Annotated in this window: 20 protein-coding genes; 7 read left to right on the top strand and 13 right to left on the bottom strand. The window is 46.9% G+C overall.

Translation table 11 applies throughout. The features are described from left to right. Positions 1-5: 5 nt before the first annotated feature. The 4 genes from cas7e to cas3 all read right to left on the bottom strand — a co-directional run bounded on the left by cas7e (position 6) and on the right by cas3 (position 6173). Positions 6-1061, bottom strand: a complete 1056-nt coding sequence (gene cas7e / locus ACSYSY_RS07010) for a type I-E CRISPR-associated protein Cas7/Cse4/CasC (protein WP_491706859.1) — start codon at positions 1059-1061, stop codon at positions 6-8. 71 nt (positions 1062-1132) lie between these two features. Then, positions 1133-1684, bottom strand: a complete 552-nt coding sequence (casB, locus tag ACSYSY_RS07015; protein WP_491706860.1) for a type I-E CRISPR-associated protein Cse2/CasB — start codon at positions 1682-1684, stop codon at positions 1133-1135. A 28-nt stretch (positions 1685-1712) separates the two neighbouring features. Then, complete coding sequence (gene casA, locus ACSYSY_RS07020; protein ID WP_491706861.1) at positions 1713-3356, bottom strand: type I-E CRISPR-associated protein Cse1/CasA; 1644 nt, start codon at positions 3354-3356, stop codon at positions 1713-1715. A gap of 114 nt (positions 3357-3470) precedes the next feature. Next, positions 3471-6173, bottom strand: a complete 2703-nt coding sequence (gene cas3 / locus ACSYSY_RS07025) for a CRISPR-associated helicase Cas3' (RefSeq protein WP_491706862.1) — start codon at positions 6171-6173, stop codon at positions 3471-3473. 218 nt (positions 6174-6391) lie between these two features. Between cas3 and ACSYSY_RS07030 the strand changes: the two genes are divergently transcribed. Beyond that, positions 6392-7378 carry an aldo/keto reductase gene (locus ACSYSY_RS07030; protein ID WP_491706863.1) on the top strand — a complete coding sequence of 329 codons (987 nt, stop codon included), beginning with the start codon at positions 6392-6394 and terminating at the stop codon, positions 7376-7378. A 113-nt stretch (positions 7379-7491) separates the two neighbouring features. On the opposite strand, the gene ACSYSY_RS07035 is transcribed toward ACSYSY_RS07030, so the two are convergent. Together ACSYSY_RS07035 and ACSYSY_RS07040 are read right to left on the bottom strand one after the other, a co-directional pair. After that, positions 7492-8106 (bottom strand): glutathione S-transferase N-terminal domain-containing protein, encoded by a 615-nt coding sequence (locus tag ACSYSY_RS07035; RefSeq protein WP_491706864.1) that lies wholly within the window; start codon positions 8104-8106, stop codon positions 7492-7494. Positions 8107-8139: 33 nt separating this feature from the next. Next, on the bottom strand, positions 8140-9825 hold the full coding sequence (locus tag ACSYSY_RS07040; RefSeq protein WP_491706865.1) for a DUF262 domain-containing protein: 1686 nt from the start codon (positions 9823-9825) through the stop codon (positions 8140-8142). Between the two features lie 301 nt (positions 9826-10126). On the opposite strand from ACSYSY_RS07040, the gene ACSYSY_RS07045 reads away from it, so the two are divergent. Beyond that, a complete protein-coding gene (locus ACSYSY_RS07045) occupies positions 10127-11044 on the top strand; it encodes a DUF2272 domain-containing protein (RefSeq protein ID WP_491706866.1) in 918 nt (305 codons plus the stop codon). 2 nt (positions 11045-11046) lie between these two features. On the opposite strand, the gene ACSYSY_RS07050 is transcribed toward ACSYSY_RS07045, so the two are convergent. Beyond that, positions 11047-11451: a rhodanese-like domain-containing protein gene (locus ACSYSY_RS07050; RefSeq protein ID WP_491706867.1), complete on the bottom strand. Its 405-nt coding sequence runs from the start codon at positions 11449-11451 to the stop codon at positions 11047-11049. 129 nt (positions 11452-11580) lie between these two features. On the opposite strand from ACSYSY_RS07050, the gene ACSYSY_RS07055 reads away from it, so the two are divergent. Further along, positions 11581-12558 (top strand): cysteine synthase A, encoded by a 978-nt coding sequence (locus ACSYSY_RS07055; protein WP_491708246.1) that lies wholly within the window; start codon positions 11581-11583, stop codon positions 12556-12558. A 109-nt stretch (positions 12559-12667) separates the two neighbouring features. On the opposite strand, the gene ACSYSY_RS07060 is transcribed toward ACSYSY_RS07055, so the two are convergent. After that, positions 12668-12970: a TM2 domain-containing protein gene (locus ACSYSY_RS07060; protein ID WP_491708247.1), complete on the bottom strand. Its 303-nt coding sequence runs from the start codon at positions 12968-12970 to the stop codon at positions 12668-12670. 368 nt (positions 12971-13338) lie between these two features. Next, the gene (locus ACSYSY_RS07065; protein ID WP_491706868.1) at positions 13339-14661 is read right to left on the bottom strand and encodes an RsmB/NOP family class I SAM-dependent RNA methyltransferase; all 1323 of its coding nucleotides are present in this window, start codon (positions 14659-14661) and stop codon (positions 13339-13341) included. Positions 14662-14716: 55 nt separating this feature from the next. Between ACSYSY_RS07065 and ACSYSY_RS07070 the strand changes: the two genes are divergently transcribed. The 4 genes from ACSYSY_RS07070 to ACSYSY_RS07085 all read left to right on the top strand — a co-directional run bounded on the left by ACSYSY_RS07070 (position 14717) and on the right by ACSYSY_RS07085 (position 19136). Beyond that, positions 14717-15391: a YggS family pyridoxal phosphate-dependent enzyme gene (locus ACSYSY_RS07070; RefSeq protein WP_491706869.1), complete on the top strand. Its 675-nt coding sequence runs from the start codon at positions 14717-14719 to the stop codon at positions 15389-15391. Positions 15392-15554: 163 nt separating this feature from the next. Continuing rightward, positions 15555-17531 carry a potassium transporter Kup gene (locus tag ACSYSY_RS07075; protein ID WP_491706870.1) on the top strand — a complete coding sequence of 659 codons (1977 nt, stop codon included), beginning with the start codon at positions 15555-15557 and terminating at the stop codon, positions 17529-17531. Between the two features lie 6 nt (positions 17532-17537). Continuing rightward, positions 17538-18698 carry a radical SAM family heme chaperone HemW gene (gene hemW, locus ACSYSY_RS07080; protein ID WP_491706871.1) on the top strand — a complete coding sequence of 387 codons (1161 nt, stop codon included), beginning with the start codon at positions 17538-17540 and terminating at the stop codon, positions 18696-18698. 18 nt (positions 18699-18716) lie between these two features. After that, positions 18717-19136 (top strand): DUF1489 family protein, encoded by a 420-nt coding sequence (locus ACSYSY_RS07085; protein WP_491706872.1) that lies wholly within the window; start codon positions 18717-18719, stop codon positions 19134-19136. A gap of 65 nt (positions 19137-19201) precedes the next feature. Here ACSYSY_RS07085 and ACSYSY_RS07090 read toward each other — a convergent pair whose 3' ends face one another. The 4 genes from ACSYSY_RS07090 to truB form a co-directional block, all read right to left on the bottom strand. Next, positions 19202-20629 (bottom strand): NAD(P)H-dependent flavin oxidoreductase, encoded by a 1428-nt coding sequence (locus ACSYSY_RS07090; RefSeq protein ID WP_491706873.1) that lies wholly within the window; start codon positions 20627-20629, stop codon positions 19202-19204. A gap of 84 nt (positions 20630-20713) precedes the next feature. After that, complete coding sequence (pnp, locus tag ACSYSY_RS07095) at positions 20714-22861, bottom strand: polyribonucleotide nucleotidyltransferase (RefSeq protein WP_491706874.1); 2148 nt, start codon at positions 22859-22861, stop codon at positions 20714-20716. A 206-nt stretch (positions 22862-23067) separates the two neighbouring features. After that, on the bottom strand, positions 23068-23337 hold the full coding sequence (gene rpsO, locus ACSYSY_RS07100; RefSeq protein ID WP_489804151.1) for a 30S ribosomal protein S15: 270 nt from the start codon (positions 23335-23337) through the stop codon (positions 23068-23070). Continuing rightward, positions 23321-24307, bottom strand: coding sequence for a tRNA pseudouridine(55) synthase TruB (gene truB / locus ACSYSY_RS07105; protein WP_491706875.1), 987 nt, complete (start codon positions 24305-24307; stop codon positions 23321-23323). The genes rpsO and truB overlap by 17 nt, the downstream gene beginning before the upstream one ends. Positions 24308-24314: the final 7 nt, after the last annotated feature.

The raw sequence follows: 24314 nt of genomic DNA on the forward strand, positions 1-24314 counted from the left end.
TGCCTTTATATCTGACAGAATTCTACAAGTTTCTCCAGATTATGCCCATCAGACTTCCCGACTGAGACTTCATAACTTTTCTGATCTGCAGAAGTGCCATAAACAGCTTCTAAATCATCTCTGAAAGTTGTGAGTGCTTTGATTGAGCTTTGCATCAAATCCTCACCCACAACAGGTCTGGAAAAAGCACCTGCAAGCGTACGGGGTTGCTCATCGCCCTTCTCAGCTAAAATATAGCCAGCTCTCGCAAAAGCAGCAAAACTGTTTTGCTTCCCGGATGGTGTAACTTTTGTCGCCGCTTCAATTAAAGCTTTCAACGCGATATTTATAAGGCGTTCATCAGCTTTCGGACCGAGATTTTTCTTAAACAGATCGAGATTAATACAGAGATAGAGGTAGAACACGCCTGATCCAAAACCGGCTTCGCCAATAAACCCGGCACCACTATCAGTCTCTGCTGTTTTCAGGTCATCAATCGCAGTGTAATAATCATCCTCGACAATCACGCGATGTGTTGTAATAGCATGCGCGACCTGAGCCGCAGCCTCACGGTTTCTCTCGGGCGTATCGGCTAACATACGGCCAAATAAAGCAATATCAACGGCTGTATCAGCCTTAAAAAGAAGGGAGTCTTTTTCTTTTGAAGGATCGATCTTTTCTCCATTGGCAATCCGCTCAGCCATAGAAAAAGCGGCTTCTCGTTCATCAGGTGAAATAAAAGCCAACTGCTCCGTAAGAAGGACGCCTTCTTCTTTTTTAATCTTGCCAAAAACACCGGCTATCTGACGAGAAATATCCGTTGCCGTTTTCTCATTTATATCCTTACTGCGCAGATATTTAAAAATCTCTTCAGCCAGACGCTGAGTTCTCTGGCCCATATGACCTTCAAGTGCTTTTTTGAACTGTGGTGACGTTCTCCATGCTCTTTTGAGAGCCTGAGACGAAATACGCAAACGAGGCGCTCCTCCTACAGTGGCCGTCTTTGGGGCCCCTGTATCATCCCGATTTACGTTTGAAGGAGGATAAAAAGTTAGAAAATGTAACTGAAGAAAACGGCTCATGAAAAAAATCCTTATGAAAAATTTATGTCTTCATTAAATGAAAGCGGCGTTATGATTAAAAACTGGAATGTCTATTTTTCTGACATTCCGACATCCCAATAATCACTCACCCAACGAACACGACGCCATTTTGATCGTTCTTCCTGCATCGGGAAAAAGGGCCACTCCCATAAGGAAGACGCAAGATCAAACACATTTGCCTTGCCCCCCATTAAGGCAACCAAACGGCGAAAGGCTTTTTGACAACCTTCTACATCTTCTGTCGCCAACAAACGTCGGAAACGGGCAGCTTTGCAAAGAGCCGTTGAATCATCATCCTGCTTGTTAGGGCCAATGATACGCGCATTAGAGGACTTTTCGTCATCTGCCCTCACGTGAGAAAGAACAGACGCTATCAACCCGACACGCATCAGATCATAGTCGCTTTCGACCTTACAACGCCGAGCCAACCCTATGGTTGCTACTTCATTCAAAGAATCTGCAATAGTGTTACAGCGCCGTAAACGCGCCAGGGATGCACGATCCAATGGCTTTTGTTTATGAGAAGAACTCTCTGGCTGCATTTTCTGCCACCACTCCTTGATGACTTCAGCACGCCAGTTATTATCAGGCTTATCAGACATATTATTTCTGTTCCGTAATCAATTATGATTAATTATTAACTGGAAGATCAAGACATTCGACTAATTTCCTGCCTTCTTTTTTCCCTTTGCCACTCACCATGGCTGCCAGACGTCTTTTGGCCAAAACAATTTTAGCCGCTCTCTCCAAAGGGGTCTCCGGCATTAAAGGGACGACAGAATCAAAAATTTTAAGCGCTGATTTTTGCATAGAATTTCTCCAAAACTCAGACCGTTCCTGATTGTCCTTGTCTGACATCAATAAATTGAAGAAATCATTTTCGGTCAGTTCGGTAAATTGCTGCTCAATCGTCTCATAAAATGTCGCATCATTGGCAGCATCCCTTTTATTCGGAGTGGCATCCGTAATCGTCTTCTTTAAAAGTTTCAGAACCATTATGGATGCATTAACAGCTCTCTCTGCCCAGTTATCATATTGTTCCAGAAGCGCCAGATCACCCATTCCAGGCAACGGCATTTCACTTTCCAGAAAATTACGCACCTTCGCTTTGTCCATATCATAGCCAGCTGCAAGGAGACGCACATTCTTACTTTGCTTGGGAGATAAGCCTGTGCAGACTGCGCGCTCACTACGCCATGCAATCACATTATCTGCCGGGAGGCGATTTTCATTTCCGCCAACAGTCACCAACCCTACCCAATGTTTATAATGAACACCGCCTGGTTTCGGGTGAAGACTAAGCCATTCTGAATCCGGTTTTACGCGATAACGAGGCGTCAAAGGGTGAATAACATTCCCTGCTCCCCCTTTCTCATCATAAAGTGGCTCCCCTATCCATCCTGTATAGTCCATTCCCTTAGGGCGCTGCTTCCAGCCTGTTACGAAATCACCCTCTTCACCTTTGCCAAAACAGAACCTGATGCGCCTTGGCATACCCCACCAACACTGCCTTTTATCGACCGCTGCATCTTCCGGACCAACCTCTCGCCCCTGTTCATCGGACGTAATTGTGGGAGCTAACCACGGAAACACCTTGGGCATGTCCTGTTCTTCAACCACGCGGCCACAAGGTGTATTAGCCCAAAGTCTATCCCATAATGTTTCAGGAAGTGTTTTATCTGGACAGTCAGGATCTATACGGCATGGGAGCACTAGAACCACCATTGGCCCTCCGCCTCGAACACCCGTTCTATGGCCCGAACCACCAGCAGGAGCCCATGATTGAAGCGTATAAAGTGCCATAGCAGCGTCTGGCAAAGACAGAACTGACATACGCCCTCTATGAACAAAAAGATCTTTATTCTTTTTGACAGTATTGTCACCAGGAGATTCAATCAGTAATCGCTCAACTAGCTCTATTGAGGATTCAAGCTCTGAAAAATCCTGTAAAAAACATTTTTCCGGACGATTAAGATAAAAAGCCTCGTCCAGTTTTCCGAAAGCCTCATCCAACTCTTTAACACTGGGAGGATGATCCCAAAGTTCTTCCCACTCATTAGTTGTAGCAGGAGGAAAAGCTGTAGCCAGCAATCCAATCATAAATTCATGACATGCGATCTGAAAATCAGGACGCGCCCACTCAAAAGAAATCACAGGATCAGACTTAAGTTGGTCAAGAATCTGAGCTGGCCTAATTCTCTGACACGCTCCTGATAGACGACGGACAGGGATCCAGGCATCATGGATGAGATTAAAGTAAACGCCACTGGCCATATCACGAACTCACAAAACAAATATTGAAATTATTAAAACATAAAAAACTCTGAAAACATACTGTTTATTATAGATTTTTTTACGTTTAAAGATTCACTTTTAGTTAATAAACTTTTATTGTTTATTAATATCCAACCCATATTTACCACTATAATAAATAGTTATTTTACATTCTTTCCCATCAATACCTTCAGCCTCCCAGCCATTCTCACACGGTCTTATAACGAGCAGTAAATAATTTTCAGTGTCATCGCGTTCCCATTTCGACCATTCTGAGCGCGCTTTTTGAACAGCCTCAACTAAATGAAGCGGCGTTACAACATTGGCCAGGCGATTGCGCCTAACAGATATTTCAGACAAGGACCATGCTTTCCGTCTATTGCTGAAAGACGCTAATGTTTTATCTTTTCTTGCAGCCCAGGGTAAAACAAGCCCCTCTTTTTCATAAGCCAATCGAACCGTTACGTAACGGCTTGTTTCCAAACGTGTTGGTGTTTTCTCCTCTGGCCCCCATAACGCTTTATCAAGATCATATCCCGCGTTAAAGCGCAGTACATTATGGCGCCCCTGACGGGCGGCCGCCTTATTATCTCCCTCTTTATTATTAGCTTCATTCTCCAAAGCAGAAAGATCAGCTCCAAAATCTTGCCTGTGATCGACCTCTTCGATCAAATCGCGCATATCTTCAGGTAAAGAAATCGTTCCCCGCCTGAACAATCCCTTTGCCGTACACCATAATAAAGTGGGATCCCCGTATATAGCTGCCGTTCCGGGTAGAAATGACCTGATCCACAGGCGGTCCGGTTTTTCAACAGGCTCAGGCGATAGGACACATAATTCCGCCTTATCAACCGGACGCCTTTCACGCTTATGGCGACGCAAACGTCCCGCACGCTGCAAAATCAGATCCATGGGAGCAAGGTCTGTGCATAAGACATCGAAATCCAAATCGAGGCTTTGTTCAATGACCTGGGACGCAATTAATAGGCCCGCACGCTCAGAATCTTTGCTTTTTTTACCAAAACAAGCAATGACTTTCTTTTCGATCTCTAATCGATCAATCATTGCAAAACGTGCATGGAAAACCGTTACATCCACTCCTTGAGCAGAAAGAGCACGCGCTGTTGTTATGACATCATCAACCGTATTGCGTATCCAACAACAGGCAGCCCCTTTATGAAAGCCATCCAGTAGAACAGATTCTACTTCTTCGGGGCTATTTAAACGTGTCACCTTGATTGTTCTGGCAAGACCTTCACGCAAATCACAAGGAAGCTCTCTTCTGAAAGACAAACCTGCAATTGTAACCAGAGGATAGGACATATTTTCCAGATAACAAGATTGAGTTTCTCCCAATCCTTCCTGGAAAGCTTCAACCAGTTTTTCTCTCATCGCTCTGGTCAAGGTCGCAGAAAGCAGGATTGCCGAACCACCTAACGCCGCATGAAACCTCAAAAGTGCGTAAATTTCCTCATTCATATAAGAATCAAAGGCGTGACATTCATCAATTAAGATGACCTTATGAGCAAGACCCGCCTGCCGAATAGCCGTATGACGGACGGGTAGTACAGACAACAAAGCCTGATCAATTGTTCCAACGCCAACTTGGGCCATAAGAGCTCGACGGGACTCATTACCCAACCAGGCTGTGCAATAAAACTCCGCTGAATCAGGATTAAAACTCTTATTGGCTTCTTCAGGCATAATCGCCGCACAAAAATTCTCATATAAATCTGCCCGGCCATGAGCCAGCGCTAAAGAAGGCGATATTTCCGCTCGGACAAAAAGCCTTTGATAAGCTTCAGCAAGGCGCTCATACATCGCATTAGCCGTTGCCATTGTAGGAAGACCAACAAATAACCCTGCCGTCCCATGATTATCAGATGTTTTTCTCATCAGGCGATGAGCGGCCGTCAAAGCGGCCTCTGTTTTGCCACTCCCTGTCATATCTTCAATAATGATCAGAGCTGGACTATCTGGAAACGGTGCATTTTCCATTAAGCTCTGAAGAGGAGAAGGTTTCTCAATAACTGGAAAAAGATTTTTTATACCTCTGAACTCAGCAACAGGAATCGCTGCTAAGCCTGCTTCCTTCACAGCTTTTTTTGCTTGCGGAACAGCAATATTTTCAAAATACTCCCTGGGGTTATAAACCGTCCCTACTGCCACATAAGGAAACCATTCCTGACGAGAGCCCACCCAATCGGCCTGAATGGTCAAAGCCGTGAGCTTCCATTCCACCTCCGTAATAGACTCCAAAATAGATATTGGGAAAGGCGGCGGTTGAAAAACATCCAGTAATAAAGCGGCTATTTTTTCAGCACGTTGCATCGTCTCTATGTCAAGGCTACCTGAATATCGTGCTTCTATCGGCTTGCCATGGTGACCGGCTACACCCCTCAAAATATCTTGTAACGCCTTAAGATATTTATATTTTTTGAGGCCTTTTCCCTGAATAATATTTTGAAAAAGCGGTTTCAGGATGCCTTCGCCGTTTTCAAACCACTCGCTCAGTATCTGTAACGTAACAACTGTATGATCTTCAGAAACTGTTGATTTAGGTGGCAAGAACGAGGGACTATATTCGGGAACTTTTTTTTGAAAAGGTGGTGATAATTTGCCTATGTCATGCAAAGCAACCAGGAAGCCAACCAAACGAATATCAAGTCCGCAACTCTTCGCTAATGGCAAAGCCATCGCCACTGCTGCCACGTCCAACATATGGGCTATAAGGGGATGCATGGCAGAGTCTGAAGCCACGTTAGGACGAGCTTTCCCCCAGAATTGAGACAATTCCTTAATAGAAAATTCTGCCATATTGCCCCCTATATTATAATTTTAATCAAATTAAGAATAATACAATAAATTATAAACATAATATTTTAGATTTTGTGTTATCAATATAAAAAAATTCACTTTAACAGATCATCTCATAAAAACATTCTTTTCTAAAGTGAAGGATTATTACCTGATTTCTCCAAAAATCATCCTATGCAGAATAGTTTCTTCAACAACCTGACGAAAGGTAGAAACACATGAGCCAGAATGACATCCATATTCCCGGACTTGAGGACCCCGTCAGCCGTGTTGCGCTCGGCACATGGGCCATCGGAGGCTGGATGTGGGGTGGACCGGACGATGATAATGCTGTTCGCACAATTCACAAAGCCCTTGATGAAGGCGTCACGCTGATTGATACGGCCCCTGTTTACGGGTTTGGCCATTCAGAAGAAATCGTCGGGCGTGCTTTGGCAGAAAAACCTCATAAAGCCTATATTGCCACGAAACTTGGACTGAACTGGAAAGAGGGGAAAGTCTTTCGTGATTCACGCCCTGCCCGTATCCGGCAGGAAGTTGAAGACTCTCTTCGTCGTCTGAAAGTTGAACGGATTGACCTTGAGCAAATCCATTGGCCGGATCCCAAAACACCGATTGAGGATTCTGCTCGTGAGCTTGAAAAACTCCATAAGGAAGGGAAAATCGCTGCCTTAGGTGTCAGTAACTATTCACCGGAACAAATGGACATCTTCCGCCAGGTTGCCCCGCTTGCCACCATACAGTCTCCTTACAATATTTTTGAGCAGGATGCCGGTAAAGACATTCTTCCTTATGCCGAAACACATAAAATGATCATGCTGGCATACGGCCCTCTTTGCCGTGGCTTACTTACAGGGAAAATGAAAATCGGCCAGACCTTTCCGGAATCTGATTTAAGATCCAGCGATCCTAAATTTCAGAAAGTGCATTTCCCTCATTACCTGGCTGCAGTCGAGGAACTTAAGAAACTGGCTGAAAAACACGGAAAATCCCCCATGGTCTTTGCCATACGCTGGGTATTGGATCAGGGACCGACCATCGCTCTATGGGGCGCTCGCAAGCCGGAGCAGATTTCCGGTATAAGGGACGTTTTTGACTGGCACCTTACTGAAGAAGACAAAAAAGAAGTCCAGGCTATTTTAAAACGCCATACCCCTACCCCGATAGATCCCAGCTTTATGGCCCCTCCAGCACGATCACATTAATCTTACAAAAGACGAAGTCGTTTACGGTCTGTTTTACCTTTTAATTGAGGCGGAACAGACCGTAAATATTTATGGCTCTCATCGAACAGGTTGGATAAAGCCAACCGATTGAATCAGGCGATCAACCCTTCCGCCTTACAGGCAGCGATCACCCCCTCATTTTTCTGCATTCTCTCAAAAAATTGGGTTATGTTCTTATAACCACCAAGGTCCAGATTCACGCCTTTCGCCCAGTTTAATGTCATAAACAAATAGGCATCTGCCGCACTACGAAAACCAGCCAGCCACTCCTGACCTCCCAGCTGCCGCTCAATGATTTCATAAAGCGCCAATAAGCGTTTACGTGCCGCCTGATCCAGAGCCTCAATGACTTTCTGATCAGAGCTGATACGAGCCCCTCCAAAAATCATGGCAAAAGACGGATGGATGTCTGAATTAACGAAGGCCAGCCACCGCAAGGCCATTGCTCTATGCTGCTTGCTGCCGTCACCCAATAACCTGGCTTCTGGAACCAGATCTGAAATATAATGCATGATGGCAACATTTTCAGTCAGAACAAAGTTTCCATCCACAAGAACAGGTACCTGCCCCATGGGATTTAATTTAAGAAATTCCGGTTTCTTCAGAGCTGTATGATCAACAATTTCAAAATCGAATTTACCACCACTCCAGCATAAAACGATATGACATGCCGTAGAACAGGCGCCTGGTATTGTATATAATTTCATCCTAATTCCCCTTTATTAATTATTAAAAGACACCTATGGACATAACTTCCATATACTTATTGCCAAGTTTGATAATTCTTTCTGTCTTTGATCAATTTCTTTTAATCCCCACTTACTATATGTACAAATATCTCGGGTTATTTCTATTCTTGACCTTTCAAAATACTTCTTTTTCTCTGAAAAATTTACATTTCCAATCTCAGTATTTATTTTCGTTTCCAATAATGTCTGATTACCGATCCTATTAACGTACTTTTTCATATTCTCATCAGTATTACCCCATGAAGAATCAGGACTTTGAGGGAATATGTGTTCAAGATTCACCTCGTTAGTATCCTTAGTAACAGGTTTTAAATTAGTCCCAGACTTTATAGATTCTAACTTCGTTAAATACCATCTAGCTAAAGACGGTTTAGATATGTTAGCTATTGAAAAAGCTTTTCCGAATTCATCATCTGTTGGAATACCTTTAAAGGCCTTATATAATTGAGAAACGTTATTTATTTTCTTATCTGAAATTTCTTTTGCTCGTGCCGAATAATTATCCTCTAATACGCCGCTTCCACCTGCCCCACATATCAAGAATCGAACACTCCACGAGACAAGCATAGGAATTGTTTTATTAACATCGGATACAGAAAAATTTTCAAATATCGACATCAATAAAGGCCTAACCTGCTTAATATTAGCAATATCGAATAAATATAAAGCATCCCGAACGGGCTCAGAATACTTAGCCCATATTTCATGATGTGGATTAATCAACGCAGAATATATTTTTGAGGTCATATATAAATCATTTGTAAATTTTACTGATTTCTCAGATGTATTTATCTCTTTTTTTATACATTCATACAAATCCTTTTCACGTGTCAAACCATGCTTAGCAATCCAAGCATGTCTTACAAAATTCTTAATATCATTTTGTTCAAAAGCTGCCGATATAAGTGTAATCATTTGATTCCACTTAGTTTTACACTGATCCAAATTCTCTTCTTGTTTGGCTAAACTAAATATATAATTTTTCAATAAATCAACAACCGTCAAATCTAGTCCTCTATCATTGAGAACTTCAAATATGATAAATGCATTAGATTCATTCCCAACATCCAGGCAAACAATAACAGATTTATTTTTTATAAAATCTAACAAATCAAATAGCTCACCTTCTGGATCTTTAGACCTTTTTACTATTCCAGATACTGTTTTTGCGGCCTCTTTAATCGCAGCATAGAGGCGCTTTTGAGTTTGCGATATATTATTTGGAGCTCTATGACGAGGCTTGTGATAATCAATCACATATTCTTTATAAAAAAAACCATCATCAGGTGATAATAAAATACTGGGAAAAATCTCTTTAGAGCGAAGATCAGGCTTTGTTAAATATTCCTTCGTAATAATTTCTGCTCTCTCTCGATCATCTTTCTCATAAAAAAAATTTCTTATCGCAGAAATTAATATAGTAAATGTTACTATTCTTTGTTGCCCATCTATGATATTTTTAGTTTCACTGTCTTTATCTTTTTTTGTTAAAACCACAGTCCCAACAAAATATTGTTGACTGCCTTCTCCTTTTGCTCTGATAAGGTCCTCGAACAATTGTTTAACATGTGGCTCTTCCCACGTATATGGCCTCTGATATGATGGAACGGATAGTCTCCGCTGCTTCAACAACAAACCAATACCCATCAATTCCGAACTAATACGCTCTAAAACCATTTTTATATTACCTGAATAATATCTGTTTGTTTTGGTAAACATTGCATATTAAATAAATTATGTCTACAAAGAAATATATGATATTATTAATTAATGATATTTTTATATAATGTTAAAAATTTTCTTAATTAATAATATCTACAAATTTAGAAAATTACTTCTTAATATTTTCCTATGTTGTTTTACAACCAATAGGGATTACAGCCTTTTTATTCCGTGTTATAATCGCCCTTGGAGTGAGAGATGCTTGCCCCTTCATCTGACAATTCAAGGTTTTTATCGTTTTTCTGGAGTATGGATCATGGTTTCAATCTGTGCCATCAAACCTGAAATCCTCACTTGTGCCGGTTTGATGCTGCTTCTTGCCGGATGCACCTCTCCTTCTTCCCGCCAGCCTCCTGCTGCAGGCCCTATGGGGCAATATGCCAATGGCAGCACGACTGGGTGGGGCTATGATACACATGTTCCAGATTTCGCCACGCGCAATTTCACACCTTTTAACCGGCAGGATGTGGCAGCCATTGCTTTGAGGGAATGGCGCCTTTTTGGTTCTCCTGTCGCTGATGAAGACCCCCATGACCGCCCTGACCCCACCAGCCCGGCAATGAAACCTGAGCGTCTTCCCGGACTGTGGCAACGCATTGGCGAGTATTGGTGGATCGGCCAGGACCCTTATGAAAAAGAATCACGCTGGACAGGTAAAACTGACGGCGACGGACGGTCCTTCTCCATGACCGTCGACGGCAATTACGCATGGTCTGCCGCCTTTATTTCATATGTCATGCGGGTAGCCGGGGCGAATGAGCGTTTCCCTTATTCCCCGAATCATGCCACTTACATCAATATTGCAGCCAGTGGACAGAACCCCGGTTTAACGGCCCGTAATCCCGCAGATTATGCCCCTCAACTTGGGGACCTGATCTGCGTTGGAAGAGGACGAAGCAGCACGATCACTTTTGCCATGCTACCAACTTCCTATGGCTTCCCAGCTCATTGTGGAATCGTTGTTTCGACCAATCAGAATGCTGAACCTTTTGGTCATGAAATCAGCATCGTTGGAGGAAACGTGGATGACAGTGTTTCACTAACCCACGTTCCGACCGATGCCCAGGGCCGCCTCACCACAAGCGACGGCACCAGTTACGACACTCGTTACCCATGGCTTGTCGTTCTGGCCGTCAATTATGATGCGGAGCAGGAACCTGATAGCGGAATGTGAAACTATTCCGACTTCGCCTTTTCAGGCAATGGGATAAGGATAAAAGGCAAGCCGCTTGCACGCCAGCCTGTGCCGGGACCGTGTCTGTCTTCAAAACCATCGGCAACATTGAGAATATTTTCATAGCCCAGCAAACGGGCCACATCAGCCGCAAAAGAAGAACGCTGACCTGAGCGGCAGATAAACATGACCGGGAACTCTTTTTGTGGAAGCGCATTTAGAAGTGCTTTCCCAAAGGCATCTTCCTGATCGGGGACCCATGTCAGCCGCAGAGCTTCACGCCCCAATGATGAAATATCGGGAAACCCGACAGAGGCCCATTCTGAAGGGGTACGGACATCTATCAGAGTGGCGTCTTTATGCTTAGCCAGAAATTCCCAGGCTTCTTTGGCTGATAAATTTTTCATCTTTGTCCTCATGCGTTACAATATCTATAAGAGTACTACGCTTTTCTATCAGGGGTATATCTCGCTATGAAAAATTCTTTACAGACTCCGTCTGTCACCAAGGTCAGTCACGCAACCCCTGCGGCTTCCATGCTTCAGGCTATTGGTAATACACCCTTGATCCTGCTACGTGAAGCATCAGAGCAAACAGGGTGCGAAATTTACGCCAAAGCAGAGTTCATGAATCCCGGCGGGTCAGTGAAAGATCGTGCCGCCCTCGCCATATTGCAGGATGCCTTCGCCCGTGGAGCTCTCAAAAAAGGAGGCACCGTTGTTGAAGGAACGGCTGGAAATACCGGCATTGGCCTTACATTGGTTGCCCATGCCATGGGGTGCAATGCAACGATCGTCGTACCCGAGACGCAAAGCCGTGAAAAGCTGGATTTCCTCCGCATGATCGGCGCTGACCTCCGGCTGGTACCGGCAAAACCTTATAAAGATCCCGGAAATTACGTGCATGTTTCCCGCCGTCTGGCAGAAGAAACAGGCGCTTTCTGGGCTAATCAGTTCGATAATACAGCCAACCGCGAAGGCCACCGCCATAGCACGGCACCTGAAATCTGGGCGCAAATGGATGGCAAAATTGATGCTTTCACCTGCTCCTGTGGCACAGGTGGGACCTTGGCAGGGATTGCGCTTGGATTGCGCGATCTTGCCAAAAGGGACAATGTCAAGGCACCTGAAATCGTTCTGGCTGATCCCGAAGGTTCGGGCCTTTATGGATGGGTTACAAAAAATGATCTCAGTATTGAGGGGTCCTCTATTACTGAAGGGATCGGCCAGTCCCGCATTACAGCCAATCTCGAAGGGAGTGCCCCGGACCGTGCTGAACGCATCAGTGACCCGGAAGCCCTTGAGCAGATTTTCGCTCTTACCATGAAAGAGGGATTATCGGTTGGAGGATCGTCAGGCATTAACATTGCCTCAGCCATCCGCACTGCCAGACGCCTGGGACCGGGACACAGGATTGTAACGATTTTAAGTGATGGCGGTGCGCGCTATCAGTCCAAACTCTTTAATCCAGCGTTTCTGAAAGAGAAAAACCTCCCAACGCCGCCCTGGATGTAAGACAATCTAGGCTTAAAACGTAAAGAGCCATGTATAATGACATGGCTCTTTAATTAAAAACGTCCCTATCATTACTGGAATCTATAAATATATGCCAGTAATCTGATACTTATCCGTTTCTACGTTCGAAATCTTCATCAGACTGGCATAGATATACAATACCTTCTATGAACGCTATGATAGAAGGAATGAGGGTCCAACAGAACAGCAGATATAATATCCCAAGGCCTGTTCTTCCAAGATAAAATTTATGAACGCCCAAACCACCAAGGAACAAAGCCAGAATTGCAGCCGTCAGTCTTTTATTTCCTGACGAATTACTAGTCTCCTTTTCATGTTGAACAGCTCCGCAGAAAGGACATGATTCTGCAGATTCATGTATTTGCTTTCCACAACCTCGACAAAAAACCATTGAACTCACGACATCCTCCAATTTTATTTTCTTAACGACTTATATATAGTTTTATAATCTTTATCTATACTTTAAAATAAATGACGTTAATTCTATTTTAATCAAGATAAATCAATATGTTACCTTACGTAACGGGAGGAATAATCTCTTTAATGCCATTTTTTTTGGATGAATACGTAATACCGCAACGATTAACGGTTCTGGTTAATTTTCAATATTCCCAGCCTTACGTAACTGGTAAGAATATAAAACATTCAGAATTGAATTTATCCTGATTTTACTATCTCAAACAGGCGCCGCTTAACAAATCGTTTTTTAACGCCTGTTTGATTCTCATAAACCATTAATTATAGTTTCGTGCCCGATCTTCAGTGACCAGGCTTTATCAGACGTGCGGCAAAAAATCCGTCCATTCCGCCTTTTTCAGCCCACATGCCCGGATGTGTGCGGTAGTACCCTTCTTTAGTGCGCGCTTCAGGAATATCTGCAAGCTCTTCTTCACTAAAAGGCAATAATTTCCATTTGCCTGATTTCACGGCTGCCTCAATACGCTGAGGACCTTCCTCATCCTGAAGAGAGCAGACAGCATAAAGCAACATGCCCCCTTCTTTCAGCATTTCATAAGCCGCTTCGATAAACTGATCCTGCCCTTCAGACAGCGCTTTGACATCGCGAGGGCGTTTCACCCACAAAACGTCAGGATGACGCCGCAACGTCCCTGTGGCAGAACAAGGAGCGTCCAGCAGCACCGCATCCAGAAGCTCTTTGGGCCGCCACGTCAGGGCATCCTGAACAACAATTTTTGCATCCAGCTTCAGGCGCTTTAGATTTTCCTGCAATCTTCTGGCACGGGGTTCCTCTCGCTCCAAAGCGGTAACTTCAGCGCCTGCACATACAAGCTGGGCCGTCTTTCCGCCGGGAGCCGCGCAAAGATCAGCGATCTTCAACCCTTTAAGAGGCCCCATTAACTTTACCGGGAATGAGGCAGCAACATCCTGGGCCCAGAAATCCCCGGTTTCAAAACCGGGTAACGTCGTCATTTTTGTACCAACGGGGAAGCGTACTGTCCCTCCCGGTAAAAGCACGCCTCCCTCAGGCACGACGCCTTCTGGGCGAATGGTCAGGTCCAGTGGAGCTTCCTGATAAAATCCTCTGGTAATTGCTCTGGCCCGGCGCCCCCAGGCGCTCCATAACCACGCAGGAACGTCAAGCCTTTCCTGGTCCAGCCCTTCCAGCATCACCGCACCTTCACGCGCAATACGCCGCAATACAGCGTTCGCCAGCCCTGAAAAAGGCGATAATTTACAACGATGAAGCAAATCAACAATCGTACCGACGGCCGCATGAGGCGGTGTTTCAAGGTGAATAAGCTGTGCAACACCCAAAAGCAGGGCGCAACGCACAACCATTGGTGGTTCCTTGCGTAAAAGCGGGCTAATCATCTCGTTCATACTGCCCCAACGACGCAACGTCGTTGCAGCCAGACGATGAGCTGCAGCGCGGTCACGCCCATCGGCGATAATATTACGGTCCAGAGTCGTTTCAAGCATACGACGATGCTCCATAACACCCCTGACAATTTCCAGGGCCATATCCCTTACCGGGTCTGCCTTGGTCTGCGGCGTGTTACGCCTCTTCCGGGAAGAGGAGCGCTTGGGAGAGGATGAAGGGGACTGAGCATTTTCTTTCATAAATGACGAAATTGCATCTTGTGGTCTGAAGTGCAATGAGTTCATGCTCATCATTATGACTAAAAATGCAATTTCTGATCATTTAAAGCAGATTCACGACCGTATTCAGCATGCCTGCCATCAGGCCCACCGTGCTGAAAAGGATGTTTCCCTTGTTGCTGTCAGTAAATTTCATCCTCTGGACTCCGTCAGAGAGGCCCTGGAAGCGGGCCAGCGTCTCTTCGGTGAAAACAGAGTGCAGGAAGCGGCAACAAAATTTCCGCTTCTGAGAGAAAGCTGGCCTGATCTGCGCCTCCATATTATCGGGGGGCTCCAGACAAATAAAGCACTGGAAGCCTGCCGCATTGCAGACGTGATCGAGACATTGGACCGCCCTGCCCTTGCGGATGCTCTGGAAAAAGCTTCCCAGAAACTGGGGCGCCTTCCTGATCTGCTGATCCAGGTCAATACAGGAGATGAACAACAGAAATCCGGTGTTTCGCGGGAGGATGCGGACGATTTTATTGAGGAAAGCCTCAGAAGGTTTGGATCATCCATCAAAGGGCTTATGGCTATTCCGCCAGCCCATGAACCTGCCCGTCCTCATTTTCGTTTTTTAGCGGAATTAGCAGGGCGCCATGGTCTTGAAACTCTTTCCATGGGCATGTCTGCCGACTTTGAAGAGGCCATTGCGGAAGGGGCAACAATCGTCCGTGTCGGCAGTGCCATTTTTGGGAAAAGAGACGCCTGAATTCTTTATAGAATTTGTTAATAGCAAGAAGGGGGTTGCTTTTTGAGCCCCTCTTCTGCCATGTCATAGGAACAATTTTGTCAGATGTCCTCTTACCTGAGTGAAGAGGGCTTACTTCTGAAGGCAGCTTTACGCTTTTCCAGGGGCTCCAGGATTTTCCTTTATGACTGAACAAGAAGACAACTTTGCACCCGTTTCGGCTGAAACAAGTTACCCGAGTTCCATTGGACGCCCGACCACTCATCCGGTGCAAAGCCCTTCACATCACGCAGAAAAGCCCAAAGGGGTAGGTGCCTTACTAGCTGTTCTGGGTGTTGTTTATGGCGATATCGGAACCAGCCCTCTTTATGCTCTGCAAACCTCTGTCAAGAATGTCGGTTCAGTCGCACACCCTCCTCAAAGCTGGGAGATCATGGGCCTCACAAGCCTTACTTTCTGGGCTCTGATGCTGGTTGTGACCATTAAATATGTCCTTCTGGTCATGAGAGCTGACCATAATGGTGAGGGTGGCATCATCGCGCTGATGTCTCTGGCACAACGTGTCTGCAAATCTCATCGTATGCGGTGGATTATCGGGCTTATCGGCATTGCAGGGACGTGTCTGTTCTTTGGTGACAGTATCATTACGCCTGCCATTTCCGTTCTCTCTGCCGTAGAAGGGATTGGTGTTGCCATGCCCGGGGCTGAAGATTTTGTAATCCCGGTTGCCATCGTGGTGCTAATTGCTCTTTTTGCAGCACAGGCTTTAGGGACTGGCCGCATCGGACGGGCATTCGGGCCGATTATGCTGGTCTGGTTCTGTATTCTGGCCATTCTGGGCATCAAGGGGATTATCTATTATCCCAAGATTCTTCTGGCTCTTTCGCCAACCCTGGCGCTGCAATTTATTTTCACCCATGGGGCCATTTCGTTTTTATCACTGGGCTCAGTTGTTCTGTCTGTGACGGGTGCTGAGGCTCTTTACGCTGATATGGGGCATTTCGGTCGGTCGCCTATTCGTTATGCGTGGCTGTTTTTTGTGCTCCCTTCTCTCTCCCTGAACTATTTCGGTCAGGCCGCCCTGCTGATCCATGACCCCCGCACATTAGCCAATCCCTTTTATCACCTTGGCCCCCATTGGCTCCAGATTCCGCTTCTGATCCTCGCCACCATGGCCACAGTTATCGCGAGCCAGGCAGGTATTTCAGGCAGTTTCTCGCTTTTCCGTCAGCTTATTCAATTGGGATATTTTCCACGGTCGCGTATTGTTCATACTAATCCTTATGAAGAAGCACAGATTTATATCCCCTCTCTGAACTGGATCCTGGCTTTCGGGGCGCTCCTTCTGACAATTGCCTTCCGTTCTTCCGCCGCACTGGCCGCTGCCTATGGTATTGCTGTGACGGGGACTTTCCTATGCACCAGTGTGCTTTCCATGGTCGTGTTCCGGCGCATTTTCAATTGGGCCCCATGGCTCGTTACATGTGTGTTTGGCTTCTTCTTCTTAATGGATGGCACCTTTTTCTCTGCCAACGTGCTGAAAATTCCTGAAGGAGGATGGGTCCCTCTTACGATTGCCTTTATCTGCACACTGATTATGACGACCTGGAAACGGGGGCGCTCACTTCTCAAAGCGCGCTACCAGAAAGATGCCGTTCCCATGGGGTCTTTCATGGCACGGTTAAGCCAGTCGAAAACGATCCGTGTCCCCGGTTGGGCCGTTTTTCTGACGGCTGACCCTGATACAGTTCCCAATTCCCTGCTTCATAATCTACGCCTGAACCGCATGCTTCATGAGCATATTATTTTCGTGACCGTCCGCACCCTTGACCAGCCAGAAGTCAGCGACGCTCAAAGACTGACGGTGAAGGAACTGGCTACAAATATTTATGAAGTGGTCATCTATTACGGCTTTATGGAAATGCCGAATATCCCTGTGGCTCTTTCGCAGCTTTCGGCAGAACATGGGCTGGATTTTGATCCTATTCAGGCTTCGTATTTCGCTACGCATGACCTTGTTTTCCGTTCACAAGTGCCGAAAATGTCTCTATGGCGGATGTGGATATTCCTCTATCTCCTCAACAACGCCACACCTGCGACCGAGTTCTTCCGCATTCCGCCTGAACGCGTCATGGAATTCGGGGTGCGCATAGCCATCTAGGACAACGTGTCACAGTCACTTGCACTTTATATTCACTGGCCATTCTGCCTGGCAAAATGCCCTTATTGCGACTTTAATTCCCACGTCCGGGAAAAAATTGATCAGGAACGATTTGCCCGCGCTTTACGACAGGAATTACGTCATGAAGCTGAGCGATTGAATCAGGATGGTAAACGCGCGCTCAGCTCTATTTTTTTTGGAGGGGGAACTCCCTCCCTTATGGCCCCTGAGACCGTTGCTACCCTGATTGAAGAGGCAAAGCAGCTTTTTACACCAGAAGATTCACTTGAAATCACGCTGGAGGCTAACCCCACCAGTGTTGAACGTGACAAGTTCAAGGCTTTTCGTCAGGCAGGCATTAACCGGGTCTCATTGGGAATACAAAGCTTAAGGGAAGAGGCTCTTAAAGCTCTGGGGCGCCAACATTCTGTCACGCAGGCCCGTCAGGCTCTGGAACTTGCCCGTGACCTGTTCCCGCGCCTCTCCTTTGATCTCATTTATGCCCGCCCGGACCAGACACTCATGGACTGGGAGAAGGAACTGGGGGAAGCTCTCTCCCTGGCGGCTGATCATCTTTCTCTCTATCAATTGACCATAGAACAGGGCACAACATTTGAAGCGCTTTACAGGCAGGGGAAAATTACCCTTCCCTCTGATGAGCTCGCCTCTGAGCTTTATCAGCTTACAGAAACGCAAGCCGCTTCATTTGGCCTTTCTTCCTACGAAGTCTCAAATTATGCGAAACCCGGGGGTGAAAGCCGTCATAACCTCGCTTATTGGCGTTATGAAAATTATCTCGGTATCGGGCCAGGTGCCCATAGCCGCCTGACTTTACACAACCAACATTATGCCATTAGGCGCCATCGCGCCCCTGAGCCCTGGGCGAAGCTTGTTGAAACAAAGGGAGTTGGAACAAAAGAAGAGACTCTTCTGTCACGTCAGGATCAGGCAAGAGAAATGCTGCTTATGGGGCTTCGGTTAAAAGAGGGTATCTCTCTCTCTGATTTTAGACAGAAAATCGGCACACCTCTTCTGGATCATCTTGATCAGACAATTCTTAATGCCTGTCTTGAAGAAGATTATTTAATACTGACTGAAGATAATCTCCGAACAACGCCTGAAGGGCGCTTACGACTCGAACTTATTTTGAACCGGCTTTTACTCTGACGAAGGAAAATCCGCCGCATGCTCCATATGATCAAACTCGCAGTTGGATGTTCAACCGTTGAAGAACTGCAGAACTGGGTCAGGCAACAACATTATAAGGAGTATGGATTTGTTCGCACAAGAACAATGCCTAAACGCGCAGAGGAAATCCTTGAGGGAGGGTCACTCTACCGCGTTATGGATGGACTGATCCTCTGTCGGCAGCCGATTAAAGGCTTTGAACCCTATACGAGAGATGATGGAAACACAGGCACTTTGATATTGGTCTCTCATGAGGTGATTCCCGTGCAGCCACGCCCTATGAGACCCTTTCAGGGATGGCGCTATTTCAAGCAGGAGGACGCTCCCTCTGATCTCGGTCAGAATGAGGCAGAGAACGGTGTCAATCTGCTTCCTGCCAATTTGAAAAAACGTCTGACGGATCTGGGATTGCTCTAGGAAATTTATAAATCAGAAACCGGAAGGTGACATTCAGTCCCCTTCCGGTTTTTTACAATCTGATTTCAGTAACCGGAAACAATCCGATCAACCAGTCCCTGCACTGTAGGGATATAACCATTTGCGTAAAATGGGTCCTGCGCAAAACGCCAGGCATTTGTTCCACCAAACATAAGGTTATGATCCATCATTTCGTCAGCTTTCTGTGGCGAAAACTCATCAAAATGCGACACGGTCTGTAAGGTCTTCTGGATACAGAATGAACGTGGATCAGCTCTCTGGCCAGTCGTGAATTTAGGCCCTCTCTGACACCAGTTCGAGAAATTGCATTGAGAGAGACATCCCATGCAATTTGCCTGATCTGTCACGATCATGCGTGCTTTTTCCGGCTCGACAAAAATCAGCGTTTCATCAGGTGTACGAAGGGCTTCACTAAACCCAGCCTCACACCACTGCCGGGCACGCACGTGATCTTCGGCCGTCAGAAAGACTTCACGCCCTCTCGCGCCTAATGCCAGAGGCTGATCATAAGGGGCAACAGAGTGTGACCTATAAGGAACCTGGCGTTCGGAGCGACCTCTCAATTCCTGCAGGAAGCCATTATTCACCGCTGAAGAATAAAATCCCGTCGGAGAAAAACGATTGAGATAAACGTCGCCTTTTTTCAAAGTCATGAGGCGTCGTTTCCAGGCATCAGGAATGGGGCTTTCCTGCGTCAGAAGGGGACGCGTTCCAAACTGGAAAGCAATAGGCCCCAATTCAGGATTATCAATCCAATCTTCCCATTCGCTCAGCCACCAGACGCCACCTGCCATAATGATTGGCGTTTCATCCAGCCCGAAGCTGCGCATAACACGGCGCAGTGCTTTCACACGAGGCAGCGGATCTTCCGGCTTTAACGGATCTTCCGCATTGGAAAGGCCATTATGCCCACCTGCCCGCCAGGGGTCCTCGTAAACGACGCCTCCCATCAGGTCAGGCACACGTGAGAAAGAACGTTTCCATAACGCGTTAAAAGCACGCCCCGATGAAACAATCGGGTAATAATGAACGCCGTAACGGGCTGCAATCTCGCTCAGACGATAAGGCATTCCTGCCCCACACGTCAGACCATGGATCAGCCCCGGAGCCCCTTCAAGAATACCGGAAATAATTTCTTCAGCCGCACCCATTTCCCACAGGAAATTGGCATGGATCCGCCCTTTGCCACCAGAGATATCACGGGCGATCCTCGCCTGCGCTATCCCACCGGCAATAGCGTATTTAATAAGTTCTTCCTGCCGTTCACGGCGTGTGCGACCATGATAAATCTGCGGTATAACATGGCCTTGTTCATCATAACTATCCGCATTGACAGCAGACAAGGTGCCAATACCGCCTGCTGCTGCCCAATACCCAGCTGATACACCCGTCGAAACGGAGACACCCTTGCCCCCTTCAATCAGAGGTAACACCTCCTGGCCAGAAAAACGGATGGTGTTAATCGACTTCATAGAGGTCTGATCTTTCCGTTACTCAGTCTCATGATCCTGCAGGGGCAAAGAAAGATCCTTGCCCCACTTCAATAAGGCTTAAAATTACTCTGACTCGCGACGCGGACGGCCAGCTTTTTCACCAACTGACTCTGTTATATCTGCACCGCTCTCCTGATCAACCACTCTCATGGATAATTTTACTTTTCCACGATCGTCAAAGCCGATGACTTTTACTTTTACTTCATCACCCTGTTTGACAACGTCCGTGGTTTTCGCAACACGTCCCTGGGCCAATTCTGAAATATGAACCAGGCCATCACGAGGACCAAGGAAATTCACGAAAGCACCGAAATCTGCCGTCTTGACGACTTTACCGTTATAAATACGGCCAATTTCAGGTTCAGCAACAATCCCTTCAATACGGCTGATCGCTTTTTGTGACTGCTCGTCATTGCTTGCAGCAATCGTGATTGTTCCATCTTCCCCGATATCAATCTTGGCACCGGAATATTCAACAATCTCACGGATGACTTTACCACCAGACCCGATAACATCACGAATCTTGTCCTGGGCAATCTGCATCGTCACAATTTTAGGGGCGTTATCAGAAACACCTACGCGACCTTCCGGCAGAGCCTTGGCCATTTCGCCAAGAATATGTAACCGCCCTTCCCGTGCCTGCTCTAAAGCCGTTTTCATGATCTCGGGAGTGATGGACGTAATTTTAATATCCATCTGGAGCGCTGTTACACCGGATTCTGTACCGGCCACCTTGAAATCCATATCCCCGAGGTGATCTTCATCCCCCAGGATATCTGTCAGAACAGCGTAGCCACGTTCTTCTTTGATAAGGCCCATGGCAATCCCTGCTACCGGGCGCGGCATTGGAACACCTGCATCCATCAGTGCCAGAGATGTACCACAGACCGTTGCCATGGAAGATGAACCATTGCTTTCCGTAATTTCAGAAACAACACGGATACTATATGGGAAAGCCTCTTTGGAAGGCAGAAGCGGGTCGATCGCACGCCAGGCCAGTTTACCATGCCCGATCTCACGACGGCCAGGAGAGCCCATACGACCACATTCCCCAACGGAATAAGGAGGGAAATTATAATGCAGCATGAAGCGTGAACGATATTCACCTTCAAGCGCATCAATAACCTGCTCATCCTGTGCTGTACCTAATGTCGCTACGACAAGAGCCTGTGTCTCACCACGTGTGAAGAGCGCTGAGCCATGAGCACGAGGCAATAGTCCAACTTCTGCAACGATCGGACGGACCGTCGTTAGATTCCGCCCATCAATACGAATCCCGGTTTTAAGGATGGAACCACGAACAACCTGAGCCTCAAGCTCCTTGATCATCGGCTTGGCGCGTTCCGCATCCAGACCTTCATCCGTCAGAATCTGGGCAATACGCTCTCTGGCCTCATTCAGCTTTTCAACACGGGCCTGCTTCTGGCGCTCTTTATACGCCTCAACCATGATCTTGTTGCCGACTTTCTCGACACGCTTGCGCAGGTTGGCTTCTTCCTTCGTCGTCTCAGGGAGAGCCCATGGCGCACGAGCTGCCACTTCAGCAAGAGAGATAATGGCGTCAATGACCGGCTGGAAAGCTGTGTGACCAAAAATCACCGCTTCAAGCATACGCTCTTCTGAGAGTTCCTGTGCTTCTGATTCAACCATCAGAACACCTTCGGAAGTCCCGGCAACCACGAGATCAAGAGCGCTGTTTTTTACTTCCGAAATCGTCGGGTTCAGTACGAACTCACCATTGATCTGGCCAATTCGTGCCCCGGCAATCGGACCGAAGAAAGGAATCCCGGACAGCGTCAATGCGGCCGAACAACCGATCATAGCCGGAACTGCAGGGTCGTTTTCCATATCATGGCTGAGAACCGTCGCAACAACCTGCACTTCATTGAGGAAGTTCTCAGGGAAGAGAGGGCGAATAGGACGGTCGATCAGACGGGAGTTCAGAATTTCCCCTTCTGAAGGACGACCTTCTCTTTTGAAGAAGCCCCCTGGAATTTTGCCTGCTGCGTAGGCTTTTTCCTGATAAGTCACTGTCAGCGGGAAAAAGTCCTGCCCTGCTTTAACGGTCTTGGCGCCGACGGCTGTACACAGAACGACTGTGCCACCATAGGTGACCATAACAGCGCCATCAGCCTGACGGGCAATTTTGCCAGTCTCCAGAATCAGGGGGCGACCAGCCCACTCAATTTCTTTACGAAAATAATCAAACATACTCTTTCCTTCCGAGCATTAAATGTCCGACTATCAGAAGATCATTGCAGGAAAATGAGTAGCATTTCGGACGGCATGGCGGGGAAAACGGATCACATACTCCGTAACGACACCATGTGGCCTGAAACGCCAATTATCACATTCCCACCTTCTCATAGCCTTGAGAGGTAACCGGAAGACCCACAGGGTCCCCCGGTCATAAAATCCTAACGGCGCAGGCCGAGGCGTTCAACCAGAGTCTGGTAACGTGTCTGGCTCTTACGCTTCAGATAGTCCAACAGACCACGACGGCGACCGACCAGCATCAGAAGACCACGACGGGAGTGGAAGTCCTTGGCGTGTGTCTTGAGATGTTCAGTCAGATTGACAATTCGCTCTGTCAACAGGGCGACCTGCACTTCAGGCGAACCAGTATCATCATCTGTCAGACGATATTCAGCGATCAACGCGGTACGGCGTTCAGGAGTGATCGACATCATTTTCTCCAAAAAATAAATGGTTTTCCAACATACGCACCGCCCTCAACCGTCCTTCATCAAAACGGCAAAGACCGATAACGTGCCCTTCAAGCACTACCCGCCACAATGAATCTGCATCTGCAAAAACCTCGGGCTTATGTAATGAAACGCCACTCCATGAGGAAATTTCTATTGTTTTCCCACAAACCAGCGCTTTCCCTTCAGCTTTGGTCACAGCCAGCGCCGGGATGTCGGCCAGCGCGGTTGCCACTTCCAGCAAAGAGACCGGAAGAATTCCTGACTTGTCTCTAGTTTCAGAGCATTTGTCTAGTAATATCTCATCAAGAGTGAGGGCATGAGTGAGATTAAAAGGTCCACATTGAAGCCTGCGCAGGACCGTAATATGGCCCACAGTCCCACAAGCCAGCGCAATATCGCGGGCAAGAGAGCGCATATAGACCCCCTTCCCGGACTGTACTTCAAATACAGCGCAATCCCTGTCTGGCCGTTCTATCAACTCAACGGAATCGATTCGCACTTTTCTCGGAGGCAGTTCCGGAGGCTTGCCGGCTCGGGCAAGATCATAAGCGCGTTTACCGCCAACTCTCAGTGCTGAATAAACTGGAGGGACCTGCATAACCTCCCCGCAAAATCCTGGCAGAACTGACCGAATGTCCTCATCGGAAGGACGATGATCCGAAAATGCGAGGGGCTCTCCCTCTCCATCATCCGTTGTGCGGCTTTCCCCGAATTTCAGTGTAAAACGATAGCGTTTCGTCGCATCCATAATATAGGGAATCGTCGCAGTCGCCCGCCCGAAGGCAATCGGCAACACGCCTGAGGCAAGCGGGTCCAGCGTCCCCCCATGCCCGGCTTTACGTGCATCAAATAAATGCAGCAACTTATTGACCATATTAGTGGAAGTCGGCCCCAGAGGTTTGTCGAGAATCAGCCAGCCATCAATATCGCGTCCCCGCTTGCGTGCCATAGAAAAA

The organism is Aristophania sp. ESL1100 (assembly GCF_058511235.1).